Here is a 13,879-nt window from a genome sequence, read left to right on the forward strand (position 1 = left end):
GCTGCCGCATCAGCGAGCCCCGACGGCGGGCGCCCTCTGCGGGAACAGGCTGTCGAACACCGCTACCCGGTCGAAGGACATCGCGCGGGCGCGGGCGCGAAGCTCCAGGTCCTGCCGCTCGGCGGCGGTCATGTCCAGGACCACCCGGTCCACGGCCGCGGCCAGACCGGCGATGTTCCCGGGCTCGACGATGACGGCGGTGTCGCCGACCGCCTCCAGGGTCCCGCCCGTCATGGTGGTGATGATCGGTCCACCGCCGGCCAGCATCTTCTCGGCCAGGGCGATGCCGAACGTCTCGACGAAGTCGGGCTCGGGCTTGGTGGGCAGCGCGTAGGCCGCACAGCCGCGCATGAGCAGTGGCTTCTCCTGATCGTCGACATCGGTGAGGAACACCACCCGGTCGTCCTCCGCGGCCATCGCCCGTACGTGCTCCAGCACCGGCCCGGTGCCGGCGACGACCAGTTTCACGCGCGACCGGCAGCGCATCTGGCCGAAGGCGGACACCAGGTCGTAGATCCCCTTGGCCGGAGTCACCCGGGACAGGAACAGGATGTACCTGTCACGCTCCAGACCGCGGCGCGCGAGTGCGGCGTCCACGTGCGCCGGATCCAGGTCGAGAAAGGCGGCGGAGTCGATCGGCGGGTAGCTGACGGCCACGCGGCGCCGGCATTGCTCGGCGAACGTGGTGCCGCACTGCGCGTCCACCTGCTCGGCCGAGGCGACGATCTCCTGCCGGGTGTACTCGGAGACCGCGACGACCTCGTCGTTGGCCAGGAACGTGGTGAACAGCACGGTCGCCGCGCCGAACCGGCCTTCCCGCAGGCATGACTTGATCACGTTGGTCACGTCGGAGCCGACCGCTTTCGCGATGGTGTGGACGTTCGGCGCGAACCCGGCCGCGCGGGCGGCCGCGACCGCGTCCACCACCACCGAGGTGTGCGGAGACAGGTACATGGACAGGCAGATCGTGGGCACCGGTTCGGCGAGCAACTCGACGAGGCGGCCGGTGAGGCCGGCCTGGTGGCGCCCGTCCGGCACCCGGTAGTCCCCGACCGCCTCCGGCCGCTCCACGGTGATCCCGGCGCTGTACGGCAGCAGCCGGTCCAGCGGCTTGAGCGGCAACCCGGCCGCCTGCAGCGTCGCAATCGGCCAGGTCAACAGCCGTACGTCGGAGAACCCGCGGATCAGCGCCACTTCGGCGAGGTTGCGGGCTTCGCCGGAGTGACCACAGATGACCGGGTCAGCTCTGACCACGATGACGAGACGGCGACGGATGTGGGTCATCGCGCTTCCTCCGGTGTTGCGGGTGGATCGGAAAGGGATGGCGGGCGGATCCCCCATCCCCACGCTGACGGCTCCGGGCCCAGCCGCAGATGCAACCGGCCGCCGCGGTGCACGGTGGCGGCGCTCAGGTGCGTCGCGTGCAGGGGTTTGCCGTTGAGGGTCGCCGACTGGACGTATTGCGGCGGTGGGTCACGATCGATGCCGTCGACACCGATCGGCCGCTCGCGGTGCCCGCTGGTCTCGATGACGAACTCGTTGCCGCCGGCCTGGAGCACGGCCCGGTCGAACGCGGGCGCGTTGACCAGGAACAGGTTCTGGCCGGCGATCGGGAACAGCCCCAGAGACGCCCAGACGTACCACGAGCTCAGGCCGCCGGAGTCGTCGTTCCCGGGCAACCCGCCAGGTCCGGTGCCGAACTGCCAGGTCAGCGCCGCTTGGACCACCTGGGCCGTGCGGTCGGGCCGGCCCGCGTAGTGGTAGGCCCACGGCGCCTCCATGTCGGGCTCGTTGTTCAACCCCTCGAACCGGTTCAGGGCGTATCCGGCCGCCATCTCCGCCGCCTGCGGGCGCCGGCCGGGCTGCGTCACCGGTGCGGCGTCGAAGCCGAAGAACCTGTCCAGCTTGTCGATGAAGTCCTTGTCACCGCCGGCCAGCGCGATCCTCGCGGCCATGTCGTGCAGCAACCGGAACGAGTAGTTCCACTTGCCGCCCTCGTAGAACTCCGAGTCGCGCAGCAGTCCCGTGCTCGGGTCGAAGGCGTTGGACCACTGGCGGCTGCGGTCCTCGAGATCGTCGGCCAGGCGCCGGTCGTTCAGCGCTCGGGCGACCTGTGCCGTGCAGTGGTGGCCGTAGGCGAGGTCGAGGGTGTGGGTGATCGGGTGCACCACCCCGTGCTCGAAGAAGTCTTCGCCGTACAGGCGGCGCAGGTCACCGACCATGTGCACGAGCGCCCAGCTCCAGTCCAGCTCCGCCCGGCCGAGCGCGTGGGCGTCCGCCAGCGCGGTGTGGACGAGCGCGCTGGCCTGGCGGAAGAACCGGTCGGCGCCGCGGGACATCCGATAGCCGACGGGGAAGTTGCCTTCCTCCTCGCAGACCCGGATCAGCGACTCCAGCAGGTCCTCGAACCGGTCCGGGACGATGGCCGCGAGCAGCGGCAGCTGTGTCTTATAGATGTCCCACATGGTGCACACGTCGAACGCGAACGGCCCTTGGTTCGGCCAGAACGGGCTTTCGTCGTCGGCGATGCACGGCTTGATCAGCGCATGGTAGAGCGCCGTCGCGAACACGGTGCGGCGTGCGGGCGTGCCGCCCTCGACCTGGACACGGTCGAGGTGCTCGCCCCAGCGGGCCTGTGTCCGGGAACGCACCAGGTCGAACGCCTGCTGCCCATGCCCGCACTCGCGCTCCAGGTTCTGGCGCGCCTGGTCGCACCCGCGCAGCGAGAACCCGAGCCGTACCTCGATGGTCTGCCCCGGTGCGGCCGGGCCCATGAAGAGCATGCCGAAGGGCCGGAGCGTGGTGTGCCGGATGCTGTCGAAGTCCAGGCGCGTGCCGCCGTCGATGAGCCGCCGGTCGTACCAGAGCATCTGCCGCCAGCCCGGGCTGTCGACGTCCAGGTACACCGACAGCGGGACGCCCTCCATCACCACCGTGCCTTGGGCCCGGCCGTGGCCCATGCTCTCCACCTGTGCCCGCAACGGCACGGTCTGGCCGAGCTCGATGGCCAGGCCACCACAGGACAGATCGATCACGACGCGGGCGCTGCTGTGCGCGGGAAACGTGTAGCGATGCACGGCGACCTTGGCGCCGACGGTGAGCTCGCAGCGGACCCCGTTGTCCAGGGTGGCCGCGTAGTAGCCCGCCTCCGCCACCTCGTCGTGCAGCCGCCAAGCCTCGCCCAGCGCGTCCAGCGGCTGCACCATCGGGGTGACCCGGACGTAGTTGTAGTACTTGCGGATCGCGCCGGTGCCTGACTGCTGGAAATGGGTGAACCCGGATGCCTGCAGCTGCTCGAACATCTCCTCGGGCACGCCCTCGGTGTTCTTCGCGTACCGGCCGTATCCGGTCGGGTACGCGCCGGAGTAGGCGCAGGCCGACACCATGCCGAGCGGCGACGTCGCACCCGGATGGGTGTTGCCTACCTGGGGTTTCGGCCACCACCAAGTGGCGGCCAGACCGCGTGCTCGAGGCAGGTCGGTCGCCGCGGTGCCGATGAAGGGATCAACGTTGTCGAGGATGGCGGGACTCTACCCAGAGCGACCCCGCCTTAGGTTTCGGCCAGGTGAACTCCGTTCCCCAGCGGCACAAAAATCGCTCGCTGTCGATCTACCTGACTATTGTGATCTCCATCTGTCGGAGGGGAGCACAGCTGATGGCTACGGGCGGGTCCGAGGCGTCTCTGGGAAGCCGGTACGTCCTTCTGGACGAGATCGGCGCCGGCGCGATGGGGACTGTCTGGCGCGCACGGCACCGGGACACCGGGGAGATCGTGGCGGTGAAGCTGCTGCGCGACAGCCTCGCCGGCGACCAGGACCTGGTTCTGAGGTTCGTGCAGGAACGCAACGTGATGCGGACCCTGCGTCATCCCAACATCGTCACGGTGCGCGACTTCGTCATCGAGGGAGAACGTCTCGCCCTCGTGATGGACCTCATCGAGGGCGGCGATCTCCGTACCCTCCTTCACCAGCGCGGCACCCTGCCTCCGGCGGACGCGGCCCGGCTGATGGGCCAGGTCGCCGACGCGCTGGCGGTCGCGCATGCCGTGGGCATCGTGCACCGTGACATCAAGCCGGGCAACGTCCTGATCGACGCGGCCACGGGACAGGTGAGACTCTCGGACTTCGGCGTGGCCCGCATCGTCCACGGCCCGGGCCTCACGCAGACCACCTCGATCATCGGCACACCCGTGTACCTGTCGCCCGAGGTGGCCGAAGGCGGTGTTCCCACTCCGGCGGTGGACGTGTACGCCCTGGGCCTGATCTTGTACGAGCTGCTCGCCGGGCGCCCACCCTTCGTCGGCGACCACCCGATGGCGCTGCTCAGGCAACACGCGATGGCCATGCCGCGGCGGCTGCCGGGAATGCCTGACGCCCTGTGGTCGGTCATCTCGGCCTGCGCCGGGAAGGATCCTGCCGGACGTCCCAGCGCCGGGCAGGTGGCGATGGCGCTGAGCGAGGCGGCGCCATCGCTGGCCGAGTGGCCCGCCCTGCCCCCGGTGCCCAGGCAGGAGGCGCCGTCCGTGACCTCCGAGTCCCTCCCTTCGCCGCCTCCTGGCCCTGCTGCTGGAACAGACGGCGTCTCCACCGCAGCCGGGACCTCCCCGGCCGGCGACGGGACCGTGGCCTCGACTCGGCGCGGACGGTCCCGGCAGCGGCTGGTCATCGTCGCGACCACCTGCATGGCGCTGGTGCTCAGCGCGGCGGCAGTGGCCGTCGTGGCACCTTGGAGGGCACCGGATGCGGGGGCCGCCGCGCCCGTTGCGGCCGGCGCCTCGATCCCATCGACCGACGATCCGCCCGCGACAGCCGGCACCCCGTCCACCGCGAAGGAAATCTCCCCAGCGCGTTCACCCAAGCTACGGACGGAGCGGAACCCTACTCCGGAGACAACCGTTTCCGAACCGCCCAGCCCGCCGCGTTCGACCACGCCGGAGACGACCCGCGTCCGGACTCCCCAGCCGAAACGATCGACGCCCGCGCCGGTCGAGCCGACGGACGACAAGCGCACGCCCGAACCCGCGGACCCGACACCGAACTGGCGATGCCGTGCGTGGGTCTCCACGGGCACCGGCAGCGGCACGGAGATGTCGCCCTGTATGGCCGTGGTGGGCGACACCTTCTATCTACGAGGGCAGATCAGAGGATCCAGCTCGGTACGTTCGGACATCCACGTCCAGTTGTTCAACACCGACGCGGATACCAACATCTCGCAGCCCTTCATCTGCACGAACGTCTCCCCGTCGACCGCGGGTGGGATCGCCACCTGCGGCCCGTTCAAGGTCACGGCTCCGCGCACCGGAGCCAAGATCGACGTACGCCAGCGGTGGAGGAGAACGGGCACGGCCGCTTACGGCGGCGGCGCGGAGAGCCCCTGGGTCCTCTGGTAGACGGCGCCCGCCGGGCAGGCGGGGAACAGCGGGCGGGTGCCCGTGGACCAGGCGTCCGGGTCGGTGAATCGGCACCCGTAGCCGGGGTTCGACACGGTGGCCGCATCGGTCACGTCGTCCCCGGCGGGCCGCGGGCCGCCGCGCTCCCATCGGACCAGGTCGTCCCAGGCGGCCCCGACCTCGGCGTCGCTGAACTCGCAGTGCCCCACCGCCCGGATCGCCCGCTGCACCAGCAACCCGTCGCGCCCGTGACGGGACACGTCGGCCCGGTAGTGCTGCTCCATGGAGAACGGCACGAAGTTGTCGCCCAGGTTGTGCAACGAGAGCACGGGCACGTCGATCCTGCCCGAGACGGCGGGCACGGCGGTCAACCGGTGTGTCCTGCGTGCCACCGGATCCTCGGGAGGCACCCGCTGCACGCTCGCGTCGACGTTCACCGGCGAGTCCGGGAGGTAGCTGGTGTCGAGGTTCGTCGCCACCCTGCCCGGCTCCTGTGCCAGCGTGCCTTCCCCGGCCGGTCCCGCGAGCCCGAACAGGAAGTCCTTCCAGTACGCGAAGGCGGCCTGGGCCCCGGGACGCTCGCCGCCGCCGAGGTTGACGACGATGGCGCGGAACTGCTCGCCGAGCTCGTTCACCGGACCCGAGCCGGCCAGCCCCAGCCGTTCCTGGATCTTCGGCACGGCGGAGGTGGCGTAGTCAGCGGGGAACGGGTAGGCGGGCACGTCCGCCAGATCCTGCGCGACGAGATGGTAGTCGAGGAAGAAGTCGAACAGTTCGTGGTCGCCGAGCACCCCGCACATCGGCAGGGCCGCGTCGTAGTAGCCCGGATACTGCTCGAGTGAGCGGACCGTGACATGACCGCCCATGGACACCCCGGCCAGGAACGTCCGCCGCGGCTTGCCCACCACGCGCCCGAAGTGATCGGCAAGGTCGCGGGTGCTCAGCACGCCGGCCCGCACGTCATAGTCGTTGGCGTAGTAGGAGGACGCGGCCCACGCATAGCCCTGGTCCAGCAGCCGCCGCCGCAACCCGTAGCCGGGCGGATCCACGGTGAGCACCCGGGTGTCGCCACGGAACCCGTGGGCCCACATCAGCAGAGCCCCGTTCCACCGTGGCGGCACCTCGATGTCGAAGGCCGCATGCCCGTGCACCCCCTGCAGGACCCGGCTCGGCCGCCCACTCACGATCATGGGCTCCAGGGGCGGGTTGTCGATCGTGTAGCCGGGTAACGGCTGGTCGTCCCGTACGTGGCCACCGGGCGCCGCGTCCGCGGCGGTGGAGGTGAACAGCACGGCCGATAACGCCAGGGCGGACAGGATCAAGCTCCGACGGCGCATCTGCCGTCACCTCCGGGGCGACCTGCTCGGGCGGGTGATGATTCGTTCATACTCCGAGCGGCCGTGCAGAGGAAGGGTCCGCTGAGCGGCCCTGCAGAGGAAGGGCCCGCCGGGCGCCGGCTACCCCCGCGCCGGCTCGGCGGCGCCGTACGCGTCGTGCCAGTTCCACCACTCGTACGGCGGGGTCTGGGGATAGCCTTCGGGCGAGTCCTCCCACTCCTCCTGCCGCCCGAGCGCGGTCATGTCGAGGTAACTCCAGGTGCTCCCCAGCGCCTCGTCGCCGCGGTTGTTGATGAAGTAGGTGCGGAACACCCTGTCGCCCTCGCGGATGAACGCGTTCGTGCCGTGCCATTGGTCCACGCCGAAGTCGGCGTCGAACTCGTCGGTCAGCGTGTACCAGGGCATCGTCCAGCCCATCCGCGCCTTCACCCGCTCGATGTCCGGCTGGGGCGCGCGTGAGACGAAGGCGAGGGTGGTGTCGCGGGCGTTCAGATGGGCGAGGTGGCCGACATGATCGGCCACCATGGAGCAGCCGACGCACGCGTGGTCGGGCCAGCCCTCCACGCCGGGATCGAAGAAGGCCCGGTAGACGATCAGCTGACGGCGGCCCTCGAACAGGTCCAGCAGGCTCGCCCTGCCCTTGGGTCCGTCGAACGCGTAGTCCTTCTCCACCGCCATCCACGGCATCCGCCGGCGCTCCGCGGCCAGCGCGTCCCGGGCGTGGGTCAGCTCCTTCTCCTTGACGAGCAGTTGCTCGCGCGCTGCCTCCCACTCTCGCGGTGTGACGATCGGTGGTGTCTTCATCATGATGTTCACCTTCCTTGGTCAGCCGTGCCGTCTCGGTCTTCGCCGCGCGGAATTGTGGCGTCTTTGCGCGCGTCTCGGTCAAGGTGGTCCTTCAATGCCCCGAGCGGGCTGTCCCAGTCGCGGGCCAGCGCGGCCAGGAACTGCTGCGCCACCTGCATCGGAGCGGAACGCAGCCGGTAGCGCACCCGGCGCCGCTCCCCCGGCTCGGCCGTCACCAGGCCGGCCTCGGCCAGCAGCGCCAGATGCTTGGCGATCGCCTGCCGCGTGATCGGCAGCCGGCCCGCCAGGTCGGTGGCCGTGGCCGGCCCCTCCGCGGCCAGCGCGGCCAGGATGGCCCGCCGGCTCGGGTCGGCCAGCGCGATGAAGACCTGCTCGGCGATCGCCTCGCTATCAGCCGGCATCGAGGTGGCCGGCCAGTTCGCCGAGCTCGCGCGCCCACCCCTGGACGTGGCCGTCGTACGCCTCGCGGTAGACATCCTCCGGCAGCTGGGCGAACCCGGTCTCGACCACCCGCAACCGGGTGCCCGCGCCGGCCGGTTCGAGCGTGAACTCGACATAGGTGCGGCGCGGATCATCGTCGGGGAGCTCGTGGATCTGCCAGGTGAACCCGAACACCGTCGGCTCCTCCACCCGTTCCACGCGCAGGTCGACCGCGGACCCGTCGGACCACCTCATCTGGGCCGCCCCGCCCGGGCGCAGGTCGATCGTCGCCTCGTTGCCGAACCAGGCGCCCAGCCCTTCGGCCGTCGTGAGCGCCGCCCACACCTTGTCCGGCGGGTGAGCGAGCTCGACGGTCCGCTCGATGCGATCAGGGAAGCCCATGACACCTCTCAACAAGTAGCAACCGTCCGGTTGCCACATTATGGCAACCGGACGGTTGCGTCAAGTCGAGTGCGCCGCCTGCGGCAGAGGCGTCCGCGAGATCCCGGGCCAGCGAGGTTCCGATGGCACAGCCAGGGGAAACCGTTCCTCGTGACCGAGCCGATGCACCTGCGCGGCATCGCGTTGCCGTCGGAGGAGGTCGTCGAGTTCTGGATCCAGGACGGCCTGCTGACGGATGAGCCGGTGCCTGGCGCCACGACCGTTGTGGACGGCTGCTGGCTGCTGCCAGGTCTGGTGGATGCCCACACCCATCCCGGCGCGGAACAGCCGGGTGACCCGCTCGATGCGAACGTGCTCCGGCGGCACGGCAGAGAGCATCTGGCGGCGGGCGTGACGCTGCTGCGCGTGCCCGGCTCGGCCGATCGCCTGCCGAGCTGGTTCGGCACGGAGCCGGACCAGCCGCGGGTGCTGTCCGCGGGCCGCTGGCTGGGACTGCCCGGCATGTTCTACGAAGGCTGGGTACGGCATGTCGGCGAGGCGGAGATGGCCGACGCGGCGGTCGAGGAGGCGCTCGCCTCCGGCGGCTGGTGCAAGATCTACGCCGACTGGGTGGTCGACGAAGGCGGCCTGTACGGTCCCCACCTGCCTGCCGACCGGCTCGCCGAGGCCACTCGGCGGGTGCACGCTGTAGGAGGGCGGGTCGCCGTGCACGCGCAGACGGCCGAGGGCGCCAGGGCGGCGGTCGAGGCCGGGGTGGACAGCCTGGAACACGGCCTCGGCCTCGAGGTGGATCTCCTGGACCGGATGGCTGCCCAGCACATGGCGCTCGTGCCCACGTTTACCGTCTGGCGCACCTTCGAACGCGTCGCCCGCGCCTCGCGCTCGGCCCGCTTCCGCGACTGGTTCCGCGCCGCTCACGCCGGTCTCGGGCCGCTGGTGTCCGCCGCCCATGAGGCGGGCGTGACGGTGCTGGCCGGAACCGACAGCTACGGGACGCCCGTGCTCCCGCATGGCCGGGTGAGCGGCGAGGTACGCCACCTGGCGGCGGCGCCGATGCCCGCAGCGGCAGCGATCGGCGCAGCGTCCTGGACGGCACGATCTTTCCTCGGATTTCCCGGTCTGGAGCCTGGAGCGCCCGCCGACGTCGTGGCCTACGACCAGGATCCCCGTACTGACGTGACAGTCCTGGACCGACCTGTGCGCGTCATTCACCGCGGCCGGCTCGTCAGATGACACGCCGCCGGCGGACTGAGCACTCCCCGTCGTGACCTTTTCAGGACTGTATGCGGGACCACTGCTGGTGGGTGCCGCTGCCGCAAGCCCACTGCTGGATGTCCGCACCGTCGGCGGTGGAGGCGTTGGCCACGTCCAGGCACTTGCCGCTGTGACGGGCCCTGAGCTGGAAGTAGCCGCCCGTGGCCGCCCACTGCCACTGCTGGTTGGCACCGCCGCCGCAGGTGTACTGGATGACGTTCGCCCCATCCGCCGTGGAGCCGCCGGCCACGTCCAGGCACTTGCCGCTGTTCTGGCTCACCAGCCGGTAATAGCCACCGCCGACGTCCTGGAACTGCCACTTCTGGTTGCCGCCGCCGTTCCACGGATACTGCTTCACCTCGACGTTGTTCGCCGTCGAGGCGCTGACGACGTCCATCACCTTGCCGCTGTGCCGGGCGGTGATCCGGTAGGAGGGCGTGGAGCCACTGCCGGTGATGACGCCGGTGGCGGTGTCGATGGTGATCTGCGGGTACCAGGTGAGACTCATGCTGGTGGCGGACGGGAACGTGATCGGTAACCAGACGTACTGGGAATCGTTGACCGGTCCGCCCCAGGCGCCGGCCCAGCGGTCCCCCATGTAGAGGTAACCAGTGGTCGACGAGCCCTGGATCGGCAGCACATACGCCGGTTGCGAGCTGAACGTCGTACCGTCGCCGACGTTGGTCCACCCGGTCCATGGGCCGGAGATGCTCGACGCGGTGGCGTAGCGCGCCTGGTTCGGGTTCCAGCCCGTCGCTCCCGAGGTCAGCAGGAAATAGACGTTGCCCCTTTTGAACAGGGCGGGCGCCTCACGGTGGGCGTCGTTCCAGAAGTTGCCCACGAGCGAGCTGACGTTCAGGTAGTCCGGCGTGAGCCGGTAGATGTGCAGGTCGTAGTTCTCATCCGCCGCCGAGATCATGTAGGCCGTTCCGTTGTCGTTGTAGAGCGTGATGTCCCGCGACATGTGCTGCCCCAGCGGGCGGAAGCTGCCGTGGTAGGTGTAGGCGCCGTCCACGGTCGCGGAGGAGGCGACGGCGGCGCGCGCCTCGCTGTAATTGGATCCGTTCTCCTTGTGCATCCACATGACGAATCTGCCGGTGGAGCTGTTGTAGATGACCTTCGGTCGTTCGATGTTGGCGACGTTGAGCTCGGCGTGCGACGACTGGGTGAGGACGTTGTTGCGGAACTCCCAGTTCAGCAGGTCCGTGGACCGGTAGACCGAGACCGCGCGGAAGGTGTTGTCGGGATTGCGATGCTCGCCGAACCAGTAGTAGTAGTCGCCTGACTTCAGCACGCCGCCGCCGTGGGCGTGCAGCACATTCCCGCTGGTGTCACGGAACTGGGTGCCATTGGTGATGGTCACCGGAGCCGCGTGTGCCGGTGACCCGGCATGGACGACGACGGCACCGGCGAGCAGCACGGTTGCCGCGACCGCCCGCGACAGGCTCATGAGGTGCGCACGTAACCCTGTGATCATGCCGATCCTCCGTTGTCAGAACGAAGATCAATGTTCGCGCTAACATGCCGTGCCGACGTACACCCACGTTTCTGGCGCGTTTCGCAGAGTGTCATGGCGCCCAACAAGATTGTCAATGCTCTGTCAATTGTTACCAGTGGGATTGCAGTGGCTTCCAAGGTCTGCTCGCGATCATGTGGCTTTCAGAGCAGAGAAAGGGACCCCCATGAAGAGGACAGCGTTGCTGCTGGGCGCCGTGGTGCTCAGCGGCCTGCTGGCCGCTCCTCCCGCGCTCGCCGCGCCGGCGATCAAGACGGCGGTGGCGCAGGTCAAGGCAAGCCCCGCCCAACGTTCCGGCGGGTGCCCCACCACGGTCGGCTTCTCCGCCGTGGTGGCGGCCAAGGGCAAGGGCACCGTGCGCTACCGGTGGGTGCGCGGTGACGGCAGCAAGGGCGCGATCAAGAGCTTCCGCGTCAACGGCGCACGCAAGGTCGTGGTACGCGATCGGCAGACGTTCGACCGCACGACGTCCGGGTGGCAGGCGGTGGAGATCGTCGGTAAGCGGGGACTGTCGAGCAAGGCCCGGTTCAGCATCGCCTGTGAGGGACCCGTCACGGTGTGGGACTCCTCCCACCCGCTGCCCGCAGACCCGGGCAAGCCCTTGATGTCCGCCGCCGACGTCGACGTCCGCCCGGCTACCCACAACGGCGCCTGCCCGACGACGGTGACGTTCACCGCTACCATCCAGGTGTCGCGGACCCCGGCCAAGGTCGACTACCAGTGGATCGACAGCGCCACCGGCGAGGGACGTCCGGCGTCGCTCTACTTCGCCGCCGGCGGCCCGCACCTGCGCCAGGTCACCCTGCCGCTCAGCGTGGGGAACACCATGAGCGGTTGGAAGGCCATCCACATCCTCAACCCCGGCGGCCACGACTCCGGGCGGGCGGCGTACCACGTGACCTGCAAGCCCGGTCCGACCCCGACTCCCACCGGCACCCCCACCCCGACCGGCACTCCGACCCCGACCGGCACTCCCACCCCGACCGGCACCCCCACCGGCACTCCCACCCCGACCGCCACCGGTACGCCAACCTCGACGCCCACAGGCCAGCCCGGTCACAAGCCGACGGCGCAGATCCTCACCTTCTGGCCCGGGGACTACGAGGGAAGCTGCGCGGAGCCCATCAACTACGAGATCACGGGCACCGTCAACCTCCCGGCTGGAGCGGCGCAGAAAGTCACCTACTGGTGGCTGATGGACGGCGTGAAGTGGCGGGAGCACACCGTGGACTTCCCGGCCAGCGACCAGCCCCGGTCCCAGTACACCTCCGCCATCTGGCAGATCAGCGTCGGTGGCCGCCACAGCGCGGCCCTCTTGGGCGAGGGCGGCGAGCCCGCCGAGCGGCAGTTCACCGTCACGTGCAAGGAGCCCGACACCGCCAAGGTGGTCATGCACGACGTGCTTACCCCGCACTACCAGGGTGACTGCACCTCCTACTACGGGCTCACCGCCAGCGCGAGGGTCATGTCCGACCGGGACACCGAGATCAGCTACCGGGTCGTGGTCGACGGCAAGCCCGGCCTGACCAGGACCCAGAGCCTCAAGGCGGGACGCCTCCTGTCGATCGGCGACTTCTGGTACGACTGGACGAAGACCACCAAGACCGGCACCGTCCGCATCGAGCTGCTCAACCACAACAAGGCAGCCAAGGAGGCCCCTTACCGCCGCACGTGCTGGACGCAGACTCCCGAGCCCGGCACGGTGCGGTTCGGCAGCTTCACCCCGATGGCCTACTACGGCGACTGCGCGGAGGCGCCGTACCCGACGGCCCACGCCACGCTCCTCGCCGCGCCCGGGACGGAGATTTCGTACCGGTGGGTCGTGGACGGCAAGCCGCAGGACACCGTCACGCACAAGACGGGGGATGCCGGGTTCCTGCAGGCGCAGGCCTTCCACTGGGACCGGAACCCGAAGACCGACGGCGTCGTCCGGCTTGAGGTGCTGAACCACAACAAGCCGTCCATGGAGGCCGCCTACCCGATCCACTGCCAGAGCTGACGTCCGGATCTGCCTGGCTCGCCACCAAGCGGACCAGGTCGGGCCCCGCCTCCTGCAGGGCAGCGCGGCAGCACGCCGGCCGTATAGTCGAATTCATGAGCACCAAAGGGACATCCTCACCGGCGGCCGAGCACGCCGAGGGAGATTTCGGCTGGTCCCTTGGAGTGCTGTTGCGGGCGCTCCACGGCTCGCTGGAGTCGGTGCTGGGTGACCTGCCGCACGGGCCGCGTGGCTATCAGACGCTGTCCACCGTGGTCCACGGTGATCAGCCCAGTCAGCTGGCGCTGGCGGCACATCTGGGCATCGACAGGACCGTGCTGACCTACCTCATCGACGACCTGGTGGAGGCGGGCCTGGTGGAGCGCCGGCTCAACCCGGCCGACCGGCGGCAGCGCAAGATCGTCGCCACCGACAAGGGGACCGCCACGCTGCGCGATCTCGAGCAGCGGGTGCGGGCGGTCGAAGACCGCGTTCTCGATGCGCTGGACGCCGACGAGCGTGAGGTGTTCCGCAAGCTGCTGCGGCGGGCGGCCTGCGGCGTGCGTGACATCGAGGCGGACACCGATCCCTGTGTCGTGGTCGAAGAGGTGCTCGGCACCGGTTCCGCCGCCCCCGGCGCGTAGCAGCATGGCTTCATCCCGGCCTCCGGCGCTTCTGCGCCGGAGGCCGCGGTCGCGTTGCCGGGGTCTGGAATAGCGGAGCCAGATCTGTGGTTTGGCAACACATATTCTCTACATACAGTTTGTGCAGCCACA

General features: G+C 69.7%; 11 protein-coding genes. 4 read left to right on the top strand and 7 right to left on the bottom strand.

Going from position 1 to position 13,879, the window contains the following annotated elements; genetic code table 11:
- Positions 1-9 precede the first annotated feature (9 nt).
- On the bottom strand, positions 10-1,284 hold the full coding sequence (locus ACTWQA_RS28135; protein ID WP_443162072.1) for a glycosyltransferase: 1,275 nt from the start codon (positions 1,282-1,284) through the stop codon (positions 10-12).
- Complete coding sequence (locus ACTWQA_RS28140) at positions 1,281-3,521, bottom strand: glycoside hydrolase domain-containing protein (RefSeq protein WP_443162163.1); 2,241 nt, start codon at positions 3,519-3,521, stop codon at positions 1,281-1,283. The genes ACTWQA_RS28135 and ACTWQA_RS28140 overlap by 4 nt, the downstream gene beginning before the upstream one ends.
- Positions 3,522-3,655: 134 nt before the next feature.
- Between ACTWQA_RS28140 and ACTWQA_RS28145 the strand changes: the two genes are divergently transcribed.
- Positions 3,656-5,389 (top strand): protein kinase domain-containing protein, encoded by a 1,734-nt coding sequence (locus ACTWQA_RS28145; protein ID WP_443162073.1) that lies wholly within the window; start codon positions 3,656-3,658, stop codon positions 5,387-5,389.
- Here ACTWQA_RS28145 and ACTWQA_RS28150 read toward each other — a convergent pair.
- The 4 genes from ACTWQA_RS28150 to ACTWQA_RS28165 all read right to left on the bottom strand — a co-directional run bounded on the left by ACTWQA_RS28150 (position 5,350) and on the right by ACTWQA_RS28165 (position 8,355).
- The gene (locus ACTWQA_RS28150; RefSeq protein WP_443162074.1) at positions 5,350-6,726 is read right to left on the bottom strand and encodes an alpha/beta hydrolase family protein; all 1,377 of its coding nucleotides are present in this window, start codon (positions 6,724-6,726) and stop codon (positions 5,350-5,352) included. The two genes, ACTWQA_RS28145 and ACTWQA_RS28150, sit on opposite strands and share 40 nt — an antisense overlap.
- Positions 6,727-6,846: 120 nt before the next feature.
- On the bottom strand, positions 6,847-7,533 hold the full coding sequence (locus ACTWQA_RS28155; RefSeq protein ID WP_443162075.1) for a DUF899 domain-containing protein: 687 nt from the start codon (positions 7,531-7,533) through the stop codon (positions 6,847-6,849).
- Positions 7,534-7,538: 5 nt separating this feature from the next.
- Positions 7,539-7,934, bottom strand: a complete 396-nt coding sequence (locus ACTWQA_RS28160) for a metalloregulator ArsR/SmtB family transcription factor (protein WP_443162076.1) — start codon at positions 7,932-7,934, stop codon at positions 7,539-7,541.
- Positions 7,924-8,355 carry an SRPBCC domain-containing protein gene (locus ACTWQA_RS28165; RefSeq protein WP_443162077.1) on the bottom strand — a complete coding sequence of 144 codons (432 nt, stop codon included), beginning with the start codon at positions 8,353-8,355 and terminating at the stop codon, positions 7,924-7,926. The genes ACTWQA_RS28160 and ACTWQA_RS28165 overlap by 11 nt, the downstream gene beginning before the upstream one ends.
- 150 nt (positions 8,356-8,505) lie before the next feature.
- Here ACTWQA_RS28165 and ACTWQA_RS28170 point away from each other — a divergent pair, with 150 nt between their 5' ends.
- On the top strand, positions 8,506-9,588 hold the full coding sequence (locus ACTWQA_RS28170) for an amidohydrolase family protein (protein WP_443162078.1): 1,083 nt from the start codon (positions 8,506-8,508) through the stop codon (positions 9,586-9,588).
- Between the two features lie 40 nt (positions 9,589-9,628).
- On the opposite strand, the gene ACTWQA_RS28175 is transcribed toward ACTWQA_RS28170, so the two are convergent.
- On the bottom strand, positions 9,629-11,086 hold the full coding sequence (locus ACTWQA_RS28175; RefSeq protein WP_443162079.1) for an RICIN domain-containing protein: 1,458 nt from the start codon (positions 11,084-11,086) through the stop codon (positions 9,629-9,631).
- A 205-nt stretch (positions 11,087-11,291) separates the two neighbouring features.
- On the opposite strand from ACTWQA_RS28175, the gene ACTWQA_RS28180 reads away from it, so the two are divergent.
- Positions 11,292-13,124 carry a hypothetical protein gene (locus tag ACTWQA_RS28180; protein WP_443162080.1) on the top strand — a complete coding sequence of 611 codons (1,833 nt, stop codon included), beginning with the start codon at positions 11,292-11,294 and terminating at the stop codon, positions 13,122-13,124.
- A gap of 95 nt (positions 13,125-13,219) precedes the next feature.
- Positions 13,220-13,747, top strand: a complete 528-nt coding sequence (locus ACTWQA_RS28185; protein WP_443162081.1) for a MarR family winged helix-turn-helix transcriptional regulator — start codon at positions 13,220-13,222, stop codon at positions 13,745-13,747.
- Positions 13,748-13,879: the final 132 nt, after the last annotated feature.

The sequence above is a fragment of the Nonomuraea sp. 10N515B genome, assembly GCF_052245915.1.
GTDB lineage: Bacteria > Actinomycetota > Actinomycetes > Streptosporangiales > Streptosporangiaceae > Nonomuraea.